This is a genomic window from Burkholderia alba, assembly GCF_034721475.1.
GTDB classification, from domain to species: domain Bacteria; phylum Pseudomonadota; class Gammaproteobacteria; order Burkholderiales; family Burkholderiaceae; genus Burkholderia; species Burkholderia alba.
This window is the reverse complement of the sequence record NZ_JAWJWL010000014.1, coordinates 177,382-198,446: the sequence shown is the minus strand read 5'-3', so window position 1 is coordinate 198,446 and position 21,065 is coordinate 177,382. Positions and strand designations below refer to the sequence as shown.

Sequence of the window (21,065 nt, the reverse complement as noted above, 5' to 3'; positions counted from 1 at the left end):
ACGGCCGGGCCAACGACGCGCCAGCGCCGGCGCCCGCGCAGCAGACCGCGACGACGGGCTGACGCCCGGCGCAAGCGGCGGACGGGCGCAGGACGGCCCGTGCGCCGCGGCAACGATCGCGGCAAAGCAAAACGCCACGGAGTCTTCCGTGGCGTTTTTTTTATATCCGCCGCGCGCAATCGCGCGTCGTCGGGGTGGTGCCGGGGTGTCAGTGCAGGTCGGCGGCCCGTCCGTCGAAATCGTGTCCGGCGCGGCGGATGTCGCAGGTGGCGTCCTGCTCGCCCTTCACGCCGTTGAACATCAGATTGAGCAGCACGGCGCAGACCGACGCGAGCAGGATGCCGCTATGCAGGATCGGTGCGAGCCCGCTCGGCAGCTTCGCGAAGAAGCCCGGCGACACGACCGGCACGAGGCCGATGCCGACGCTCACGGCGACGATGAAGAGGTTGTTGTGATTCCTCACGAAGTCGACCTTCGACAGCACCTTGATGCCGTTCGCGGCGACCATCCCGAACATCACGATCCCCGCGCCGCCCAGCACGAACGCGGGCACCGATGCGACCACCTGCGCCATCTTCGGGAACAGGCCGAGCAGCACCAGCAGCACGCCGCCCGTCGCGCAGACGAAGCGGCTCTTCACGCCGGTCACGCCGATCAGGCCGACGTTCTGCGAAAACGACGTATGGGGGAACGAGTTGAAGATGCCGCCGATCAGCGTACCGAGCCCGTCCACGCGCAGGCCGCGGACCAGCCGCTCCTGATCGACCGGGCGGTCGACCATGTCGCCGACCGCGAGGAACATACCGGTCGATTCGATGAAGGTGACGAACATCACGATGACCATCGTCGCGATCGACAGCGGGTCGAAGTGCGGCAGGCCGAAGTGGAACGGCATCACGAAGCCGACCCACGGCGCGGCCGACACGCCGTCCGTGTTCACCCGGCCGAGCGCGAACGCGAGCAGGAAGCCCGCGACCATGCCGAGCAGCACCGAGATATTGGCGATGAAGCCGCGGCCGAACTTGTTGATCAGCAGGATCAGCGTGAGGACCAGCAGCGACAGGCCGAGATAGACCGGGTTGCCGTAGTCGGGATTGCCGACGCCGCCGGCCGCCCAGTTGATCCCGACCTCCATCAGCGACAGCCCGATCACCGAGATCACGGTGCCGACCACGACCGGGGGGAAGAAGCGCAGCAGCTTGCCGATCACGGGCGCGAGCACGATGCCGATCACCCCCGCCGCGATCGTCGAGCCGAAGATGTCGAGAATCCCCAGGCCGGGGTTCGTGCCGATCGCGATCATCGGGCCGACGGCGGCGAACGTGCAGCCCATGATGACGGGCAGGCGGATGCCGAAGATCCACAGGCCGAGCGTCTGGATCAGCGTCGCGATGCCGCACGAGAACAGATCCGCGCTGATCAGGAACGCGATCTGATCCTTCGGCAGCTTGAGCGCGCCGCCGACGATGAGCGGCACGGCGACGGCGCCGGCGTACATGACGAGGACGTGTTGCAGGCCAAGCGTCAACAGCTTGCCGGACGGCAACACCTCATCGCACGGATGGGCCGTGTTCGATTGCATCTGTCTCACTCCATGATCTTGTTTTGGGGATGACTCGACGTTATGCGCAATGCCGGACCGCAACAAGAGCACTGGGCCCTATTCCGTGCTTCGCTGCATCGATATGCCGTTTCGGCGTGAGCAAGGAGGGAAATCATCGTGGATCCGCCGCGGAAGTGAGGTTCCCGGGTTTTATAGCCGTCCAAAAATGGCCCGGCCCCCATGCCAAATATAGGCTGGTTTATGGTGTGTATCGGCGATCCGGAATAGTGGGGTTTCGGGCATGGCGGAAATCGCCCTGGGTTTACCCGCGCGGAGCCTTTTCTCGCCTGGGTTTGGCCCGGCGGCGCGCTGCCGTCGCGAACAGGGGGACAGAGCGTCGGACCGCCGCGCGCGGCGCGAGGTCGCGACGCCGATCCGGATGGTGCTTCGCGGTGTCATCGGCACGGCGCCGCTGCCTGGAACGAGTACGCCCGATCGCGTTCTTGCCGTCGCGATGGAGCAGGCTTCGCGATGGGCGTTTACACTCTCGCACTTGTCTCGATGCGTCATCGATGACGCATTTTGGCAATGCCGCGACCGGTTCGCGCACGCGTGGCGCGCGCCGGCCTGCGATCATGCCCGAGCACCATCCCATTTCGCCGTGCCGCGCGACGAGAGCCGCGCGCGGCACGGCCCCAGTCACTGACAGGAGCCGCACGATGAAAACGAAAGCCGCGATCGCATGGAAGGCGGGTGAGCCGCTCACCGTCGAAGAGGTCGATCTCGAAGGGCCGCGCGCCGGCGAGGTGCTGATCGAGGTGAAGGCGACGGGCATCTGCCACACCGACTATTACACGCTGTCGGGCGCCGATCCGGAAGGCATCTTCCCGGCGATTCTCGGCCACGAGGGCGCGGGCGTGGTGGTCGACGTCGGTCCCGGCGTCGGCACGCTGAAAAAGGGCGATCACGTGATCCCGCTCTACACGCCCGAGTGCCGCGAGTGCAAGTTCTGCCTGTCGCGCAAAACCAACCTGTGCCAGAAGATCCGCGCGACGCAGGGCAAGGGATTGATGCCCGACGCGACGTCGCGGTTCTCGATCGGCGGCAAGCCGATCTTCCATTACATGGGAACCTCGACATTCTCGAATTACATCGTCGTGCCGGAAATCGCGGTCGCGAAAATCCGCGAGGACGCACCGTTCGACAAGGTCTGCTACATCGGCTGCGGCGTGACGACCGGGGTCGGGGCGGTCGTGTACTCGGCGAAGGTCGAGGCGGGCGCGAACGTCGCGGTGTTCGGGCTCGGCGGGATCGGGCTGAACGTGATCCAGGGCGCGAAGATGGTCGGCGCGGACAAGATCATCGGCGTCGACATCAATCCGGCGCGGGTCGAACTCGCGAAGAAGTTCGGCATGACGCACTTCGTCAATCCGAAGGAAGTCGAGAATGTCGTCGATCACATCGTGCAGCTGACGGACGGCGGCGCCGACTATTCGTTCGAATGCATCGGCAACGTGACGACGATGCGTCAGGCGCTCGAGTGCACGCACAAGGGCTGGGGGCAGTCGTTCATCATCGGCGTCGCGGCGGCCGGCCAGGAGATCAGCACGCGGCCGTTCCAGCTCGTCACCGGGCGCGAATGGAAGGGCTCGGCGTTCGGCGGCGCGCGCGGCCGCACCGACGTGCCGAAGATCGTCGACTGGTACATGGAAGGCAAGCTGAACATCGACGACCTGATCACGCACACGCTGCCGCTCGAACGGATCAACGAAGGCTTCGACCTGATGAAGAAGGGCGAATCGATCCGCTCGGTCGTGCTGTACTGAGGGCGCGGCGATGCTCGAACTCGTTTCGTCCCACGCATGCTTCGGCGGCGAGCAGCGCTTCTACCGCCACCCGTCGGCGCAGATCGGCCTGCCGATGAAGTTCTCGGCATACCTGCCGCCGCAGGCGGCGCACGGCCGCGTGCCGGCGCTGTTCTATCTCGCGGGGCTTACCTGCACCGACGAGACCTTCGCGATCAAGGCGGGCGCGCAGCGCTTCGCCGCGCAGCACGGCATCGCGCTGATCGCGCCGGACACGAGCCCGCGCGGCGCGGGCGTGCCGGGCGAAACCGACGCATGGGATTTCGGCGTGGGTGCGGGTTTCTATGTCGATGCGACCGAAGCGCCGTGGTCCGCGCACTACCGGATGTACGCGTACCTCGTCGACGAACTGCGCGAGACCGTGCTGGCCGGGCTGCCGCTCGACGGCGGGCGGCTCGGCATCTTCGGCCATTCGATGGGCGGGCACGGCGCGCTCGTGCTCGCGCTGCGCAACCCGGACATCTACCGGTCGGTGTCGGCGTTCGCGCCGATCGCCGCGCCGATGCGCTGCCCGTGGGGCGAGAAGGCATTTTCCGGCTATCTCGGGACCGATCGCGAAGCCTGGGCGCGCTATGACGCGAGCGAGCTGGTCGCGCGCGGGCAGGCGGGGAAGTTCGACGCGGGCATCCTGATCGACCAGGGGCTGGCCGACCCGTTTCTCGCCGGCCAGCTCAACCCCGACGTGTTCGAAGCCGCGTGCGCGCAGGCCGGTCAGCCGCTGACGCTGCGCCGGCACGCGGGTTACGATCACGGCTACTACTTCATCTCGACCTTCATCGCCGACCATCTGGCCCATCACGCGCGGGTGCTGTGCGGATAAGGCGGCGGTAGTCCGTTGCGCAGAATGGACAAAGCCCGAGCCGCTCGATCGAGCGGCTCGGGCTTTTTTTCGCGGGGCGGCGGCCGCGCCGCTCCGCGCACCGGGGGCGGTGCCCGCCGGTACTGCCGCGCCGTTACGCGCGGCGGCGTCCCAGCAGGCTGAACGCGTACACCAGCGCCGACAGCGCAGTGATCCAGAAGCTCGTCGGCCAGTCGGTGTAATACGCGAGCGTGATGCCGAGCCACGCCTGGCCGAGCGCGAACAGCGCGGCGAGCCATACGCCGGTGGACAGCCGCGTCGCGAGGTTTTGCGCGGCGGCGGCCGGACCCACCAGCAGCGTGAACACCAGCAGCACGCCGACGATCTGCGTGCAAGCGGCGACCGCGAGCGCGCAGATCGCGAGGAACAGCACCGATACGAGCCGCAGCGAGACGCCCTTCGCTTCGGCCAGCTCGGGCTGCAGCGACGCGAACAGCAGCGGGCGCATGATCGCGGCGAGCGCGACGACGCTCACCGCGCCGATCCCGGCGAGCACCACGAGCGTCGCGTGGCTCACGCCCAGCACGTTGCCGAACAGGAGCGAAGTCACCTGAGTCGCGAAGCTCGTATAGAAATGCAGGAACAGCAGGCCGCAGCCGAGCGCGACCGACAGGATCACGCCGATCGCGACGTCGCGGCCCGCGAGCCGTTCGCCGAGCGCGCCCATGCCGATTCCCGCCGCGAGCGTGAAGCCGACCATGCCCCAGATGGGCGATACGCCGAGCAGGACCGCGCCCGTCGCGCCGGTGAAGCCGACGTGCGACAGCGCGTGGCCGGCGAAGGTCTGGCCGCGCAGCACGAGAAAGTAGCCGACGACGCCCGCGAGCACGGCGACGATGCCCGCCGCCGCGAACGCGTTGACCATGAATTCATACTCAAACATCGTGTGTGTGTCCGCTGGGTGGATGGGCGTGTCCGTGTCCGCCGCCATGGCCGTGCGAATGGTCGTCCTCGTGTTCGTGGTCGTGCTTCTCGACCTCGACGTCGCCCGACATCACGAAGATGCGGCCGTTGACGCGCATCACGTCGATCGGCGAGCCGTACAGCCGCGACAGCACCGGCTTCGTGATCACCTCGTCAACGGTGCCGAGCGCGGCGACGCCGCTGCCGAGATACAGCACGCGATCGAGCGCGTTGAGCAGCGGGTTGAGTTCGTGCGCGGAGAACAGCACGGTAATGCCGAGTTCACGCTGCACGCGCCGCACGAGCTCGACGACGCCGCGCTGGTGATGCGGATCGAGGCTGATCAGCGGTTCGTCGAGCAGCAGCAGCCTGGGCGTGCCCAGCAGGCATTGCGCGAGCAGCAGCCGCTGGCGTTCGCCGCCCGACAGTTCGGACAGCGGGCGCTTCGCGAGCGCGGCGCCGCCGACCAGGTCGAGCACGCGCTCGACGTCGGCCTTCACGGCGGCGCTCGAACCGGGCAGGCCCCAGCGATGGCCGTCGGCGGCCATCGCGACGAAATCGTGGCCGCGCACGCGGCGTCCGGCAAGTGCGCTGCGCGTCTGCGGCATGTAGCCGATCGCCGGGTTGCCGCGCGCGACCGGCGCGCCGGCGACGCGTAGCGTGCCGTGCGCGGCCGGCACGAGGCCGAGCACCGCGCGCATCAGCGTGGTCTTGCCGGCGCCGTTCGGTCCGAGCACGCCGACGAACTCGCCCGCATCGACGGCGAGGCTCACGTCGTTCAGGATCGTGCGCCCGCCGAGCGTCAGCGTGACGTGCTCGAGTTCGAGCGCCGGGTGGGAGCGCGTCATCACGGGCGGGTGGCGAGCGCCGTGCCGAGCGCGTCGAGTTGCGACAGCATCCATTGCTGGAAGGTCTTGCCGGCCGGCTGCGTTTCGGTGACCGCGATCGTCGGCACCTTCGCGTCCTTCGCGATCTTGAGCATCCGCTTCGTCATCGGCTCTTCCGCCTGGCTGTTGTAGATCAGCACGCGCACCTGGCGCTTGCGCAAGTCGTTCTCGAACGCGGCGATGTCGGAGGCGCTCGCCTCGGTGTCGTTCATCGTCGCGAGCTGGAAGCGCAGGTTGCGCATGTCGAGGCCGATCGCGTCCGACATGTAGCCGAACACCGGCTCGGTGGCGGTCACGGGCAGGCCCTTGTACTGCGTACGCAGCGCGGCGACCTTCGCGTCGATCGGCTGCAGCGACGCGACGAAGCGCGCGAGATTCGCGTCGTACTCCGCCTTGTGCGCGGGGTCGGCCGATGCGAGCGCGGCGGCGATCGCGCGGGCGGCGGCGGGCATCGTCGCCGGGTCGTACCAGAGATGCGGGTTGTCGCCCGCCTTTTTGCCGACGAGGTCGGCGACCACGATCGTCGCGCGCTGCGCGTTCTTCGACGCGGACAGCAGCTTCGCCATCCACGGATCGTAATCGGCGCCGTTGTAGATCACGAGGTTCGCGTGCTGCAACTCGCGCGCGGTCTTGGGGCTGGCCTCGAACAGGTGCGGATCCTGGTCGGGGTTGCTCAGAATGCTCGACACCGCGACGCGCGCGCCGCCGATCTGATGCACGACGTCGCCGTAGAAATTCTCGGCGGCGACCACCTGCACCTTCGCGCCCTGCGCGAGCGCGGGCCCCGCGAATGCGAGCGCGGCGATGCCGGCGGCGAGCCATCGGGAGACAGGCGAAAGCGCACGCAGCGGGGCGCGCATCGAGACGATGGAGATCATGCGGTCGATCCTTGGTTCGGGTTGAAATGGGCCGGGGTGCTCAAGTGCGCGGCGCATGCCGGCTTTTGCATTGGCCGCACAGGCCGCTCAGTTCGACGACCTGCCGGTGGACTTCGAAGCCGTGCGCGGGCGGGCTCGCGGACAGCTGCTTCGCCAGATCGGCGCCCGGTATCTCGACGGTCTCGCCGCACTCCTCGCAGATCAGGAACTGGCCCTGGTGAGGCTTGCCGATCTCGCAGCATGCGAAAAACGCGTTCTTCGATTCGATCCGGTGGATGAAGCCGTGCTCGACGAGGAAGTCGAGCGCGCGGTAGACGGTGGTGGGCGGCACGCGGCCGCGCTGCGGTTCCAGCTCGGCGAGCAGGTCGTACGCGCCGATCGGGCGCTGCGCGGCCAGCACTCGCTCGTAGACCTGGCGCCGCAACGGGGTCCACGCGAGGCCGTGTTCGGCCGCGAACGCGTCGGCACGGGAAAGGCGGGCGGCAAGGGGATGAGTCGAGGCCATGACGGATACCGGTGAAACGGGGATGACAGCGATGATATAACGTATCGGCCCCCGCCGCACCCCCATCGTCGGGGCCCCCATCCCGCCTGGCTTTACCCGCTCCGTCATGCCGCAGCGCATCATCGAAAGGGGGATTGCCCGCCTTGACAGCACCGGCTTCGTATCCGATCATTCGATCGCAATCAGAGCAAATGATCGTTTGATGGGCGTTCGCTCACCCGACGGCTCGCAGTACAACGGATAACGAATCGGAGACAGCCAGTGAGATTGCAGAACAAGGTCGCGATCCTGACGGGCGCCGCCAGCGGCATCGGCGAAGCGGTGGCGCAGCGTTACCTGGACGAAGGCGCCCGCTGCGTGCTCGTCGATCTGAAGCCCGCGTCCGGCACGCTCGCGCAGCTGATCGAAGCCCATCCCGAGCGCGCGATCGCGGTCAGCGCCGACGTCACGCGCCGCGACGACATCGCGCGGATCGTCGATGCCGCCGCCGAGCGCTTCGGCGGCGTCGACATCCTGTTCAACAATGCCGCGCTGTTCGACATGCGCCCGCTGCTCGACGAATCGTGGGACGTGTTCGACCGGTTGTTCGCCGTCAACGTGAAGGGGCTCTTCTTCCTGATGCAGGCGGTCGCGCAGCGGATGGTCGAGCAGGGGCGCGGCGGCAAGATCGTCAACATGTCATCGCAGGCGGGCCGCCGCGGCGAGGCGCTGGTGTCGCACTATTGCGCGACCAAGGCGGCCGTGCTGAGCTACACGCAGTCGGCCGCGCTCGCGCTCGCGAAGCACCGGATCAACGTGAACGGCATCGCGCCGGGCGTGGTCGACACGCCGATGTGGGAGCAGGTGGACGCGCTGTTCGCCCGCTACGAGAACCGGCCGCTCGGCGAGAAGAAGCGCCTCGTCGGCGAGGCGGTGCCGCTCGGCCGGATGGGCGTGCCCGCCGACCTGACGGGCGCCGCGCTGTTCCTCGCGTCGGCCGACGCCGACTACATCACCGCCCAGACGCTCAACGTCGACGGCGGCAACTGGATGAGCTGACGCCATGGCCGCGATCGTCGTCGCAGGGGAGTTGCTGGCCGAATTCGTCGCGGTGAAGCGCGGGCAGGGCTTCGACGCGCCGGGCGATTTCACGGGACCGTTTCCGAGCGGCGCGCCGGCGATCTTCGCGGATCAGGCCGCGCGGCTCGGCATCCCGGTCGGTTATGCGGGCTGCGTCGGGCGCGACGCGTTCGGCGACGCGATCGTCGCGCGGCTCGCCGGCCACGGCGTCGACGTGGGCCGGATCCGGCGGGTCGCGAGCCCGACCGGCCTCGCGTTCGTCGCGTATCGCGCGGACGGCGGCCGCCAGTTCGTCTACAGCATCGAAGGCAGCGCGTCCGCGCAGCTCGACGCGAGCGACGTCGATGCGTCGATGTTCGCGGGCTGCCGCTATTTCCACGTGATGGGCTCGTCGCTCACGAGCGACAACGCGATCGCGGCCGTCAAGCGCGGGGTGATCGAGGCGGCGCGGGTCGGAGCGAAGATCTCGTTCGATCCGAACGTCCGCCCCGAAATGCTCGCGTTCAGGCCCATGCGCGCCGCGCTGAACGACATGCTCGACGCGTGCCACCTGTTTCTGCCGAGCGAAGCCGATCTGCCGTTCTTCTGCGGGCCGCAGGCGAGCGAGCGGGCGATCGCGAGCCTGCTCGCGACGCGGCCGCTGCTCGAACGCGTGGTGCTCAAGCGCGGCGCGGCCGGCAGCGCCGCGTTCGACCGCACCGGCAGCCAGTCGGCGGCCGGCTACGGCGTGATCGAGGTCGATCCGACCGGCGCGGGCGACTGCTTCGGCGGCACGCTGGTCGCGAGCCTGCTGCAGGGGCTGCCGATCGACGCGGCGCTGCGGCGCGCGAACGCGGCCGGCGCGCTCGCGGTTACCCGCATCGGCCCGATGGAGGGCAACAGCGGTCCGGACGAACTCGAACGATTCATGACTCAGCGAGGTGCCGCATGCACGGCGTGACCCCGGCCGTCGAACGCACGCAGGCGGGCGATACGGCGCGGCTGCTGCACGACGTCTTCGCGGCGAACCGCAATCATCTGGGCTGCGGCATCTACTCGGTCTGCAGCGCGCACCGCCTGGTGCTCGATGCGGCGCTGGAGGCCGCGCGCGACGACGAATCGCCGCTGCTGATCGAGGCCACCTGCAATCAAGTCAATCATCGCGGCGGTTACACGGGCATGACGCCCGCCGATTTCCGCCGCGACGTCGAGGCGCTCGCGCGCGACCGGGGTTTTCCGCTGTCGGCGCTGGTGCTGGGCGGCGATCATCTCGGCCCGAACCCGTGGCGGCATCTGGGCGCGAGCGATGCGATGCACGAAGCGCGGGCGATGGTGGCCGCGTACGTCGCGGCGGGTTTCACCAAGATTCATCTCGACGCCAGCATGGCCTGCGCGGACGACATCGCGCCGCTGACCGACGCGCTGATCGCCGAGCGCGCGGCGCGGCTGTGCGCGGCGGCGGAGCAGGTTGCCGCGGCGACGGGCGCCGCGCCCGTCTACGTGATCGGCACCGAGGTGCCGACGCCGGGCGGCGAGGCGGGCGACGACGACGGCGGAGACACGATCGGGCGCATCGAGGTGACGCGCGCGGACAGCGTGAAGACGACGCTTGACGCGCATCGCCGTGCGTTCGCGCAGCACGGCCTGCAGGATGCGTGGACGCGGGTGATCGCGGTGGTCGCGCAGCCGGGGGTCGATTTCGACGACCGCCGGGTGCTCGACTACGATCCGGCGAAGGGCGCGGCGCTCGGCGCGAGCATCCTGGCCACGCCCGGTTTCGTGTTCGAGGCCCATTCGACCGACTACCAGACGGAAGCCGCGCTGACCGCGCTGGTCCGCGACCACTTCGCGATCCTGAAGGTCGGGCCCGGCCTCACGTTCGCCTTGCGCGAAGCGCTGTTCGCCCTGAGCTATATCGAGGATGCGCTGTACGGCGACGTGCAGGAGCGCTCGCAGCTGCGCCACGTGATCGACGCGGCGATGCGCGAGCACCCCGAGCACTGGGCGCCGTACTATCGGGGTGACGAGACCGCGCAGCGCCTCGCGCGCCAGTTCAGCTACAGCGACCGGATCCGCTATTACTGGCTGCTGCCGGCCGTCGCGGCCGCGGTCGCGCAGCTGTTCGACAATCTCGCGCGCCGCGCGCCGCCCGAAACGCTGGTCGCGCAGTGGCTGCCCGACGTGTATGCCGCGCGCCGCTCCGGTGTGCTGGCGAACGATCCCGAAGCCTGGGTTCGCTACAGAATCCGCGATGTGATCTCGCGCTATGCGCGGGCGTGCGGAATGCAGCGGCGCAGTTGATGTACCTGCCTTGACCGACGACAAGCCAATAATCACAGGAGACATGCCATGCAACGAAAAACGCTGACCGCCGCGATCGCGCGCCTGTTCGCGGGCGCCGCCCTGGCGTCGTCGGCGCTCGCCGCGCACGCGGCGACGCTGACGATCGCGACTCTCAACAACCCGGACATGATCGAGCTGAAGAAGCTGTCGACGACGTTCGAGAAGGCGAACCCGGACATCAAGCTCAACTGGGTGATCCTCGAGGAGAACGTGCTGCGCCAGCGCGCGACGACCGACATCACGACGGGCAGCGGCCAGTTCGACGTGATGGCGATCGGCACCTACGAGACGCCGCAGTGGGGTAAGCGCGGCTGGCTCGCGCCGATGGGGAACCTGCCCGCCGACTACGACCTGAACGACGTGGTGAAGACCGCGCGCGACAGCCTGTCGTACAACGGCCAGCTGTACGCGTTGCCGTTCTACGTCGAAAGCTCGATGACGTTCTACCGGAAGGATCTGTTCGCGGCGAAGGGCCTGAAGATGCCGGATCAGCCGACCTACGACCAGATCGCCGAGTTCGCCGACAAACTCACCGACAAGGCGAACGGCACCTACGGCATCTGCTTGCGCGGCAAGGCGGGCTGGGGCGAGAACATGGCCTACGTGTCGACCGTCGTCAACACCTTCGGGGGCCGCTGGTTCGACGAGAAATGGAACGCCCAGCTGACCACGCCCGAATGGAAGAAGGCGATCGGCTTCTACGTGAACCTGCTGAGGAAGTACGGCCCGCCGGGCGCCAGCTCGAACGGCTTCAACGAAAACCTCACGCTCACCGCGTCGGGCAAGTGCGCGATGTGGATCGACGCGACGGTCGCGGCGGGCATGCTGTACAACAAGCAGCAGTCGCAGGTGGCCGACAAGATCGGCTTCGCGGCGGCGCCGGTCGCGGTCACGCCGAAGGGCTCGCACTGGCTGTGGGCGTGGGCGCTCGCGATTCCGAAGACGTCGAAGCAGCAGGACGCCGCGAAGAAGTTCATCGAATGGGCGACCTCGAAGCAGTACGTCGAGATGGTCGGCAAGGATGAGGGCTGGGCATCGGTGCCGCCGGGCACTCGCCAGTCCACCTACCAGCGGGCCGAGTACAAGGCGGCCGCGCCGTTCTCCGATTTCGTGCTGAAGGCGATCGAGACGGCCGACCCGAACGATCCGTCGCTGAAGAAGGTGCCTTACACCGGCGTGCAGTATGTCGGCATCCCCGAGTTTCAGTCGTTCGGCACGGTGGTGGGGCAGGCGATCGCGGGCGCGGTGGCCGGCCAGACGAGCGTCGATCAGGCGCTGGCCGCGGGGCAGGCCGCCGCGGATCGCGCGGTGCGCCAGGCCGGTTACCTGAAATGAGCCGGCGCGCCCGCCGCACCGGGTTCCGGCGCGGCGGGCGCGTGTCGGCGGCAACGCGGACGCGTGCAGCCGCGCGCCCCCGCATGACAAAGAGGTGGTCCCGATCATGCGTCACTTACGTCTCCCACTCTCCCATTCGGTGCCGATGACCGACAATCCGCAATCCGCCGCGTCGTCGCGCGGCAAGCCGGCCCGCTGGCTGGTATCGCCGTCCGTCGCGGTGCTGCTGCTGTGGATGTCGATTCCGCTCGCGATGACGATCTGGTTTTCGTTCACGCGCTACAACCTGCTGAATCCCGACGTGAAGGGTTTCGCGGGCCTCGACAACTACCGCTTCCTCGCGACCGATCCGTCGTTCCTGCCCGCGATCTGGCATACGCTCGCGCTGATCGGCTCGGTGCTGATCATCACGGTCGTGGGCGGCGTGCTGATGGCGGTGCTGTTCGACCGCAAGTTCTACGGGCAGGGCATCGCTCGGCTGCTCGCGATCGCGCCGTTCTTCGTGATGCCGACCGTGTCGGCGCTGATCTGGAAGAATATGATCCTGCACCCGGTGTACGGGCTCGTCGCGGCCGGGATGCGTGCGCTGGGCATGCAGCCGATCGACTGGTTCGCGCAGTATCCGCTGACGGCGGTGGTGATGATCGTCGCGTGGCAGTGGCTGCCGTTCGCGTTCCTGATCCTGTTCACCGCGATCCAGTCGCTCGACCAAGAGCAGAAGGAGGCGGCGCGCATCGACGGCGCGGGCCCGATCGCGATGTTCTTCTACATCACGCTGCCGCACCTGCGGCGCGCGATCGCGGTGGTCGTGATGATGGAGACGATCTTCCTGCTGTCGATCTTCGCGGAGATCTACACGACCACGGGCGGCGGTCCCGGCGACGCGACCACCAACCTGTCGTACCTGATCTACGCGCTCGGCCTGCAGCAGTTCGACGTCGGCCTCGCGTCGGCGGGCGGCATCCTCGCGGTCGTGCTCGCGAACATCGTGTCGTTCTTCCTCGTGAGAATGCTCGCGAAGAATCTGAAAGGGGAGTACGAAGCATGAGCGACGTCACCATCTCATCGTCACCGCGCGGCGCGGGCGGGGTGTTCGGCGCGCTGCGGCGCGGCATTCCCGGCACGCTCGCGTGGCTGATCTCGCTGCTGCTGTTCTTCCCGATCTTCTGGATGGCGATCACCGCGTTCAAGACCGAGCAGCAGGCATATTCGTCGTCGCTGCTGTTCGTGCCGACGCTCGACAGCTTCCGCGAGGTGTTCGCGCGCAGCAACTATTTCGCGTTCGCGTGGAATTCGGTGCTGATCTCGGCGGGCGTCACGGTGATCTGCCTGCTGCTCGCGGTGCCGGCCGCCTACGCGATGGCGTTCTTCCCGAGCAAGCGTACGCAGAAAGTGCTGCTGTGGATGCTGTCGACCAAGATGATGCCGTCGGTCGGCGTGCTGGTGCCGATCTACCTGCTGTGGAAGAACGCGGGGCTGCTCGATACCGTGTCCGGGCTCGTGATCGTCTACACGCTGATCAACCTGCCGATCGCGGTGTGGATGACCTTCACGTACTTCAACGAGATCCCGCGCGACATCCTCGAGGCAGGCCGCATCGACGGCGCGTCGACCTGGCAGGAGATCGTATATCTGCTGATGCCGATGGCGCTGCCGGGGCTCGCGTCCACCGCGCTGCTGCTCGTAATCCTGTCGTGGAACGAGGCGTTCTGGAGCATCAACCTGTCCAGCTCCAACGCCGCGCCGCTGACGGTGTTCATCGCGTCCTACTCCAGTCCGGAGGGGCTGTTCTGGGCGAAGCTGTCCGCCGCGTCGCTGCTGGCGGTCGCGCCGATCCTGATCGTCGGCTGGCTGTCGCAGAAGCAGTTGGTGCGCGGCCTCACGTTCGGAGCGGTCAAATGAGCGCCGCCCGTCTCGAACGGCTGCTGATCTGCGATTGCGACGGCGTGCTGATCGACAGCGAGGCGGTGGCGGCCGACGTGCTGGTGCGCGAGCTGGAAGCGCGCTGGCCGGGGGTCGACGCGCGGCCCGTCGTGATGCCGCTGCTCGGCCTGCGCACCGAACGCGTGCTCGACGGCGCATGCGCTCGCACCGGGCGCACGCTGGCCGATACCGATGTCGACGCGATTCGCCGCGCCGTCGAGGCGGCGGCCGTCGAGGCCCCGGCCGTCGACGGCATCGCGGCGGCGCTCGAGCGGATCGAACTGAGCGCCGCGTGCGCGAGCAACAGCGACCGGCGCTACGTCGAGCGGGCGCTGCGGCGCACCGGTCTCGAGCGGTTTTTCGGCCAGCGGCTGTTTTGCGCCGACAGCGTCGAGCGGCCGAAGCCCGCGCCGGACGTCTATCTCGCCGCCGCGCACACGCTCGGCGTCGCGCCCGCGCAGTGCCTGGTCGTCGAGGACAGCGTGACGGGCATCACGGCCGCGGCGGCGGCGGGCATGACGGTGCTCGGCTTCATCGGCGGCGCTCACGCGTCGCCCGCGCAGATCGACGCGCTGCGCAGCACCGGCGCGCAACGCGTGTTCGACGATATGCGGCAACTGCCCGGCCTGGTCGCGCATTGGGTCGCGACGGGCGCGGTGCAGCCGCAATGAACGATTGATTGCGTCGCGCGCGGCAGCCGCCGCCGCGCGACGCGCCACTGGAACGGAGGCAAATCATGGCAAGCGTGCTCCTGCGCAACATCGGCAAGCGTTACGAAGACAACGAAGTGCTGCGCGACGTCAACCTCGACATCTCGGACGGCGAGTTCGTCGTGTTCGTCGGGCCGAGCGGCTGCGGCAAATCCACGCTGATGCGGATGATCGCCGGGCTCGAGGACATCTCGGGCGGCGAGCTGCTGATCGACGGCGCGAAGGTCAACGATCTGCCGAGCGCGAAGCGCGGAATCGCGATGGTGTTCCAGTCGTACGCGCTGTATCCGCACATGACGCTGTACGACAACATGGCGTTCGGCCTCAAGCTCGCGGGCGCGAAGAAGCCCGAGATCGACCAGGCGGTGCGCCAGGCGGCGAAGATCCTGCACATCGATCATCTGCTCGAACGCAAGCCGAAGCAGCTGTCGGGCGGCCAGCGGCAGCGCGTCGCGATCGGCCGCGCGATCACGCGCAAACCGAAGGTGTTCCTGTTCGACGAGCCGCTGTCGAATCTCGACGCGGCGCTGCGCGTGAAGATGCGGCTCGAGTTCGCGCGGCTGCACGACGAACTGAAGACGACCATGATCTACGTGACGCACGACCAGGTCGAGGCGATGACGCTGGCCGACAAGATCGTGGTGCTCTCCGCCGGCAGCGTGCAGCAGGTGGGCACGCCGAACGCGTTGTACCACGCGCCGGCGAATCAGTTCGTCGCGGGCTTCATCGGCTCGCCGAAGATGAATTTTCTGACGGGCGTCGCGCAGGCCGTGGCGCCGGACGAGGCGCTGGTGCGCTTCGAAACCGGCGAGACCCAGCGGGTGGCGGTCGACACGGCGGGCTTGAGCGTCGGCGACGCGGTGACGGTCGGCGTGCGCCCCGAGCACCTGCTGGTCGGCAAGCCGGGTGCGGACGGCGTCACCGCGAAGACGATGGCGGTCGAGTCGCTGGGCGATTCCGCGTACCTGTACGCGGAATCGGCGCTCGCGCCGGACGGCCTGATCGCGCGGATCCCGCCGCTCGATACCTATCGCGCGGGCGAGCCGCTGCGCGTGCACGCGGCGCCCGAGCATTGCCATCTGTTCAACGGGGAAGGCCGCGCATTTCCGCGCAAGCATCCGCACGCGCTGGCGGCCTGAGCGCCCGGGCGCCCGGGCGCTCAGGCGAACATCCGCGCCGCGAGAAAATCGACGAACGCGCGCAGCTTCGGCGAACCGTGCCGGCCCGACGGCCACAGCACGTGGAACGGCGTGCGTTTTTCGACGTAGTCGTCGAGCACGGTGCGCAGCGCGCCGCTTGCCAGTTCGCCGCGCACTGAGAAATCGGGCAGGCACGCGATGCCGCGTCCGTGCAGCGCGAAGCACACGCGCGCCTCGAGGTTGTTGGAGACCATCGACACGGGAACGTCGACGGCGGCCTCGCCGGGCGCGGCGCGCAGCGGCCAGACCTCGAGCTTGCCGTCCTTCGGATAGCGGTAGTGCAGGCACGCGTGCCGCGCGAGATCGGCGGGCGTGAGCGGCGTGCCGTGCCGCGCGAGATAGTCGGGCGCGCCGACCAGCACCGTCCGGAAGGTGCCGAGCAGGCGCGACGTCAGGCGCGAGTCGGTCGGCTCGCCGGTGCGCACGACGGCATCGAAACCTTCGTCGATCACGTCGACGAGCCGGTCGCTGAAATCGAGGTCGAGCTGGATGTCCGGATATGCCGCCATGAAGTCGGCGAGCAGCGGCAGCACCAGCCAGCTGGTAACGGGCAGGCTCACCCGCAGCCGGCCGCGCGGCGCCTGCGTCGTGGTCGACAGCTCCTGCTCCGCTTCGTCGAGTTCGTTCAGCACGCGCCGGCAGCGCTCCAGGAAGCAGGCGCCTTCGGCGGTCAGGGTGATGCTGCGGGTGCTGCGGTGAAACAGGCGCGCGTGCAAGCGCGTCTCGAGGCGCGCGATGCGTTTGCCGACCGCCGACGCGGAAATGCCGAGCGCCCGCCCGGCCGCGACGAAGCTGCGGGTTTCGGCCACCTGCACGAACACGATCAAGCCGCTCAGATTTTCCATGTCCCGTTTCCGATTACGGACATCGAGGTCCGTAGTGTCCGGAACTCTAGCCTAGTTTTTCCCGATTCGCCGGCTGCCTAAGATGAGCGCTCTGCTCCATTGTCGAGGGAACGTCATGGCTGATTCGTTGTGTCCGGTATCGATCGGGGAGGGGCGCGAGCTTCCCGCATCACCATCGGGGGCGCCCGCGCATCCCGAGCGCCTGCCTGTCGCCGGCCTGCTCGCGCTCGCGATGGCCGGGTTCGTCACCGTCCTCACCGAAGCGCTGCCGGCGGGCCTGCTGCCGCTGATGAGCAGCGACCTGCGTGTGTCGGAATCGCTGGTCGGGCAGCTCGTCACCATTTATGCGCTCGGTTCGATTCTCGCCGCGATCCCGCTCGTCGCCGCCACGCGCGGGATGCGGCGCCGGCCGCTGCTGCTGGCGGCCCTGGCCGGCTTCGTCGTCGCCAACACGGTGACCGCGTGGTCGCCGTCCTATCCGCTGACGCTGGCCGCGCGCTTCGTCGCGGGCATGTCGGCCGGGCTGCTGTGGGCACTGCTCGCGGGCTATGCGAGCCGGATGGTGGGCGAGGGCCTGCGCGGCCGGGCGATCGCCGTGGCGATGCTGGGCGCGCCGATCGCGATGTCGATCGGCATTCCGGTCGGCACCGGATTCGGCGCGGCGTTCGGCTGGCGGTACACCTTCGCGGCGATCACGCTGCTGACGCTCGCGCTGATCGGCTGGGTCCGTGCGTGCCTGCCGGATTTCTCCGGGCAGCCCGCCGGCGCGCGGCGCCCGGTGACGGGCGTGCTCGCGCTGCCCGGCGTGTTGCCGGTATTGACCGTGATGTTCGCCTACGTGCTCGCGCACAACATGCTCTACACCTATATCGCGCCGTTTCTCGCCGGCGCGCGGATGGGCGCGCAGGTCGACACGGTGCTGTTCGTGTTCGGCGCGATGTCGTTCGCCGGGATCGGCATCACCGGCGTGTGGATCGGCACCGGGCTGCGGCGGCTCACGCTCGCGAGCATCGCGCTGTTCGGGCTGGCGTCGGTGCTGCTCGCGCTGTGGAGTCAGGCGCCCGCGGTGATCTATGCGAGCGTGGCGGTCTGGGGGCTGGCGTTCGGCGGCGCGCCGACGCTGTTCCAGACCGCATCCGCGAACGCGGCGGGCGACGCGGCCGATGTCGCGCAATCGATGATCGTGACGGTATGGAATCTCGCGATCGCCGGAGGCGGGATCGCGGGCGGCGTGCTGCTCGACGGCTACGGCGCGAGGGCGATGCCGTGGGTGCTGGCGGTGCTGCTCGTGCCGGCGTGGTTCGGCGCTTGGCGCGCGCGTCGGCATGGCTTTCCGGGCGGATGCGCGGCGTGAGCGCGCGGGACGGTGGGCGGCTGGGCGAGGATGGGCCGGTTGCGCGACGCGCGTCGCCGGACGGGGCGTTGAGGGACGGCCGGCCACGCTCGCTTTCCCGATGCCGGGATTTTCTTCACGGCGCTGCCCGCCGCGCGAAGCGTTCGTCGCGGCGTATCCGCCGCGAATGCATCGGCCGCGCTTCGACGCAATCCCTGAGTCCGCTCCTTCCGGCGGTTTGCACCGGCGCGAGCCGGTGATCGGCGTGAACGGGGCTCGGATTCGGGCGGCGCGCGCCGACGGTCGCGAAGGACGCGGCGGGGCCGCGCTTCGCGGCTAGTCGGCGAGTGCGGCGCGCGCGCAGCTCTCGTCGGTGACGAGGCCCGACAGCCAGCCGCCGCGCAGCGCGGCGAGCACCGCCGCCCGCTTGCGCGGGCCGCCCGCGAAGCCGATGGTCGGCCGTTGCGGCGGCGCGTCGAGCGATACGCTCGTCACGCGCCGGCTCGTCGATGCCTCGATCCGGCGCCCTTGCGCGTCGATCGGCAGCCCGAGCATCTCGGCCACCGCGCCGAGGTCGATCATTTCCTTCAGCTCGTCGGCGGTGATGAAGCCGTCTTCATACAGCGGGCAGTGCGCGCCGATGTTGCCGAGCCCGATGAACGCGACGTCCGCATTGCCCGACAGCGCCTCGACGATCCGGTAGAGCCGGTGATTGCACCACTGCGCGCGCTCGGCATCGCTGTCGGCGAACAGCGGGGCGGGCAGCAGGAAGTGCTTGCCGCCCGTCTTCTCGGAGATGTGCTGCGCGACGTCGTAGCGGTTCGACGAGCCGTCCTGCGCGATCGCCCCGACCATCGACACCAGCCGGTGCTGCGGCCGCTCGAGCTGCGCGATCTGCGCGACCGCGGCCTTCAGGGTCCGGCCGCTGCTGACCGCCACCACCATCGGCCGCGTTTCGTTCAGATAGCGCTCCATCACCTGCGCGCCCGCGACCGCGAGCTTGCGGTCGATCGCGTCGGGCGTGTCGCTGTCGATCGGCACGACTTCGCACATCGCGAGGCCGTAGCGCTTCGACAGCTGCGCGGCGAGATCGAGGCAGTCGGCGATCCGGTGATCGACGCGCACGCGGATCAGGTTCTTCTCGACCGCGAACGCGACCAGGCGCTGCGCGACCGGGCGCGATACCTGCAGCTTTTCGGCGATTTCGTTCTGGGTGTCGCCCGCGACGTAGTAGAGCCACGCGGCGCGCGTGGCGAGATCGAGTTTTTCTGAGGACTTGGGCACGGTAGCGAAAGGAACGTCTGGCGGGTCGGTGAACGGGAGGTGACGCGCACACTGTACCTGATCGATGTGTCAGGCGAGCCGCGCGCGCGTCGGCTCGAACAGCGGGCGCACGTGCCGGTACAGCGTGCGGAATCCGGCGAGGCGCTCGCGCAGCGCCGCATGCCGGCCCGGGTCGGGCGCGTACTCGGCGCGCAGCGGCGGCTTCGTCAGCACCTGCGCGGGATCGCCGCCCACCGCCAGCCAGCCGAGCCGGGCCGCGCCGAGCGCCGCGCCGGTCTCGCCGCCGCCGTGTTGGCGGGTGCGCACGCCGAGCGCGTCGGCGAGCAGCTGCGCCCAGTATGCGCTGCGCGCGCCGCCGCCGATCAGCGACAGCGCATCGGCCTCGGTGCCCGCCGCGCGCAGCGCGTCGAGGCCGTCGGCGAGCGCGAGCGTGACGCCCTCGAGCACCGCGTGGCCGAGCAGCGCGCGGTCGGTGCCGTGGGTCATGCCGAAGAACACGCCCTGCGCGTATGGATCGTTGTGCGGCGTGCGCTCGCCGGACAGGTAGGGCAGGAAGTACGGCGCCTCGTCGAGCCGGGCCGGATCGAGCGCCGCGATGTCCGCGAGCAGCGTCGGCTCGTCGGTCGACGTCAGCTTGCAGAGCCAGCGCAGGCAGCTCGCCGCCGACAGCACGACGCTCATCTGCTGCCAGCGGTCCGGAATCGCATGGCAGAACGCATGCACGGCCGAGGCCGGGTTCGGCAGGAAGCGGTCGCCGACCACGCTCAGCACGCCGGAGGTGCCGAGCGAGATGAAGCCGTCGCCCGGTTCGGTCGCGCCGATGCCGAGCGCACTGGTGGCGTTGTCGCCGCCGCCGCCCGCGACCACCACCGTCTCGCCGAGCCCGAGCGCGCGCGCGACATCGGCGCGCAAGGTGCCGGACGGTGCGTTGCCCTCGACGATCCGCGGCATCTGCGCGGCGTTCATGTCGCAGGCGGCGAGTAGCGGCCCGGACCAGTCGCGCCGCGCGACGTCGAGCCACAGCGTGCCGGCCGCGTCGGACGGATCGGACACCTTCTGGCCGGTCAGCTTCAGGCGCAGGTAGTCCTTCGGCATCAGCACGCACGCGGTCGCGGCGAATACCTCCGGTTCGTGCCGTGCGACCCACAGCAGCTTGGGCGCGGTGAAACCCGGCATCGCCAGGTTGCCCGCCAGCGCATGCAGGTCCGGCGCGCGCGCGGTGAGCGCCGCGCATTCGTCGGCGCTGCGCATGTCGTTCCAGAGGATCGCCGGACGCAGCACGCGGTCGGCGCGGTCGAGCAGCACGGCGCCGTGCATCTGTCCGGACAGGCCGATGCCGTGCACGGCGGCGAACGCGGCCGGATGCCGGGCGCGCAGCGCGCCGAGCGCCGCGACGGTGCCGTTCCACCAGTCGTCGGGATGCTGCTCGGCCCAGCGCGGATGCGGCCGCGAAACGGAAAACGGCGAGCCCGCCGTGCCGACGACGGCGCCGTCGGGAGCCAGCAGCAGCACTTTCACTTCGGAGGTGCCGAGATCGATGCCGAGATACATGAGCGGTGACCAGTCCGTCAGAGGGGAGCCGCTACTTTAGCCGGGCGCCCGGTGGGATGCCAAG

The 21,065-nt window shown here is 69.1% G+C and carries 19 protein-coding genes; 11 read left to right on the top strand and 8 right to left on the bottom strand.

From position 1 onward, the window contains the following. Positions 1-208 precede the first annotated feature (208 nt). On the bottom strand, positions 209-1,582 hold the full coding sequence (locus RZR99_RS17975; RefSeq protein WP_323121108.1) for a nucleobase:cation symporter-2 family protein: 1,374 nt from the start codon (positions 1,580-1,582) through the stop codon (positions 209-211). A gap of 680 nt (positions 1,583-2,262) precedes the next feature. On the opposite strand from RZR99_RS17975, the gene RZR99_RS17970 reads away from it, so the two are divergent. Both RZR99_RS17970 and fghA read left to right on the top strand, forming a co-directional pair. Next, positions 2,263-3,369 carry an S-(hydroxymethyl)glutathione dehydrogenase/class III alcohol dehydrogenase gene (locus RZR99_RS17970; protein ID WP_323121107.1) on the top strand — a complete coding sequence of 369 codons (1,107 nt, stop codon included), beginning with the start codon at positions 2,263-2,265 and terminating at the stop codon, positions 3,367-3,369. Between the two features lie 10 nt (positions 3,370-3,379). Next, positions 3,380-4,228 (top strand): S-formylglutathione hydrolase, encoded by an 849-nt coding sequence (gene fghA / locus RZR99_RS17965; RefSeq protein WP_323121106.1) that lies wholly within the window; start codon positions 3,380-3,382, stop codon positions 4,226-4,228. A gap of 133 nt (positions 4,229-4,361) precedes the next feature. Here fghA and RZR99_RS17960 read toward each other — a convergent pair whose 3' ends face one another. Genes RZR99_RS17960 through RZR99_RS17945 form a run of 4 tightly spaced genes read right to left on the bottom strand, consistent with a single transcriptional unit; the run spans position 4,362 to position 7,440 of the window. Next, positions 4,362-5,150: a metal ABC transporter permease gene (locus RZR99_RS17960; RefSeq protein WP_323121105.1), complete on the bottom strand. Its 789-nt coding sequence runs from the start codon at positions 5,148-5,150 to the stop codon at positions 4,362-4,364. Then, a complete protein-coding gene (locus RZR99_RS17955; RefSeq protein WP_323121104.1) occupies positions 5,143-6,018 on the bottom strand; it encodes an ABC transporter ATP-binding protein in 876 nt (291 codons plus the stop codon). Before RZR99_RS17955 ends, RZR99_RS17960 begins: the two co-directional genes overlap by 8 nt. Continuing rightward, the gene (locus tag RZR99_RS17950; protein ID WP_323121103.1) at positions 6,018-6,935 is read right to left on the bottom strand and encodes a metal ABC transporter solute-binding protein, Zn/Mn family; all 918 of its coding nucleotides are present in this window, start codon (positions 6,933-6,935) and stop codon (positions 6,018-6,020) included. Before RZR99_RS17950 ends, RZR99_RS17955 begins: the two co-directional genes overlap by 1 nt. A gap of 40 nt (positions 6,936-6,975) precedes the next feature. Next, entirely contained in the window at positions 6,976-7,440 is a 465-nt protein-coding gene (locus tag RZR99_RS17945) for a Fur family transcriptional regulator (RefSeq protein ID WP_323121102.1), read from the bottom strand. Between the two features lie 261 nt (positions 7,441-7,701). On the opposite strand from RZR99_RS17945, the gene RZR99_RS17940 reads away from it, so the two are divergent. From RZR99_RS17940 to RZR99_RS17905, 8 genes are all read left to right on the top strand, one after another. Further along, the gene (locus RZR99_RS17940; RefSeq protein ID WP_323121101.1) at positions 7,702-8,478 is read left to right on the top strand and encodes an L-iditol 2-dehydrogenase; all 777 of its coding nucleotides are present in this window, start codon (positions 7,702-7,704) and stop codon (positions 8,476-8,478) included. A 4-nt stretch (positions 8,479-8,482) separates the two neighbouring features. Continuing rightward, positions 8,483-9,439 (top strand): sugar kinase, encoded by a 957-nt coding sequence (locus RZR99_RS17935; protein ID WP_323121100.1) that lies wholly within the window; start codon positions 8,483-8,485, stop codon positions 9,437-9,439. Further along, a complete protein-coding gene (locus RZR99_RS17930) occupies positions 9,427-10,779 on the top strand; it encodes a D-tagatose-bisphosphate aldolase, class II, non-catalytic subunit (protein WP_323121099.1) in 1,353 nt (450 codons plus the stop codon). Before RZR99_RS17935 ends, RZR99_RS17930 begins: the two co-directional genes overlap by 13 nt. A gap of 48 nt (positions 10,780-10,827) precedes the next feature. Next, positions 10,828-12,156, top strand: a complete 1,329-nt coding sequence (locus RZR99_RS17925) for an ABC transporter substrate-binding protein (protein WP_323121098.1) — start codon at positions 10,828-10,830, stop codon at positions 12,154-12,156. A gap of 106 nt (positions 12,157-12,262) precedes the next feature. Continuing rightward, positions 12,263-13,204 carry a carbohydrate ABC transporter permease gene (locus RZR99_RS17920; RefSeq protein ID WP_323121097.1) on the top strand — a complete coding sequence of 314 codons (942 nt, stop codon included), beginning with the start codon at positions 12,263-12,265 and terminating at the stop codon, positions 13,202-13,204. Continuing rightward, positions 13,201-14,058, top strand: coding sequence for a carbohydrate ABC transporter permease (locus RZR99_RS17915; protein ID WP_323121096.1), 858 nt, complete (start codon positions 13,201-13,203; stop codon positions 14,056-14,058). The genes RZR99_RS17920 and RZR99_RS17915 overlap by 4 nt, the downstream gene beginning before the upstream one ends. Next, positions 14,055-14,750, top strand: coding sequence for an HAD family hydrolase (locus RZR99_RS17910; protein ID WP_323121095.1), 696 nt, complete (start codon positions 14,055-14,057; stop codon positions 14,748-14,750). Before RZR99_RS17915 ends, RZR99_RS17910 begins: the two co-directional genes overlap by 4 nt. Before the next feature lie 65 nt (positions 14,751-14,815). Beyond that, on the top strand, positions 14,816-15,928 hold the full coding sequence (locus RZR99_RS17905; protein ID WP_323121094.1) for an ABC transporter ATP-binding protein: 1,113 nt from the start codon (positions 14,816-14,818) through the stop codon (positions 15,926-15,928). A gap of 20 nt (positions 15,929-15,948) precedes the next feature. Here RZR99_RS17905 and RZR99_RS17900 read toward each other — a convergent pair whose 3' ends face one another. Beyond that, positions 15,949-16,833 (bottom strand): LysR family transcriptional regulator, encoded by an 885-nt coding sequence (locus RZR99_RS17900; protein WP_323121093.1) that lies wholly within the window; start codon positions 16,831-16,833, stop codon positions 15,949-15,951. Between the two features lie 115 nt (positions 16,834-16,948). Between RZR99_RS17900 and RZR99_RS17895 the strand changes: the two genes are divergently transcribed. Beyond that, on the top strand, positions 16,949-18,187 hold the full coding sequence (locus tag RZR99_RS17895) for an MFS transporter (protein ID WP_323121092.1): 1,239 nt from the start codon (positions 16,949-16,951) through the stop codon (positions 18,185-18,187). Positions 18,188-18,502: 315 nt separating this feature from the next. On the opposite strand, the gene RZR99_RS17890 is transcribed toward RZR99_RS17895, so the two are convergent. Together RZR99_RS17890 and xylB are read right to left on the bottom strand one after the other, a co-directional pair. Beyond that, a complete protein-coding gene (locus tag RZR99_RS17890; RefSeq protein ID WP_323121091.1) occupies positions 18,503-19,450 on the bottom strand; it encodes a sugar-binding transcriptional regulator in 948 nt (315 codons plus the stop codon). Between the two features lie 69 nt (positions 19,451-19,519). Continuing rightward, the gene (gene xylB, locus RZR99_RS17885) at positions 19,520-21,001 is read right to left on the bottom strand and encodes a xylulokinase (protein ID WP_323121090.1); all 1,482 of its coding nucleotides are present in this window, start codon (positions 20,999-21,001) and stop codon (positions 19,520-19,522) included. Positions 21,002-21,065: the final 64 nt, after the last annotated feature.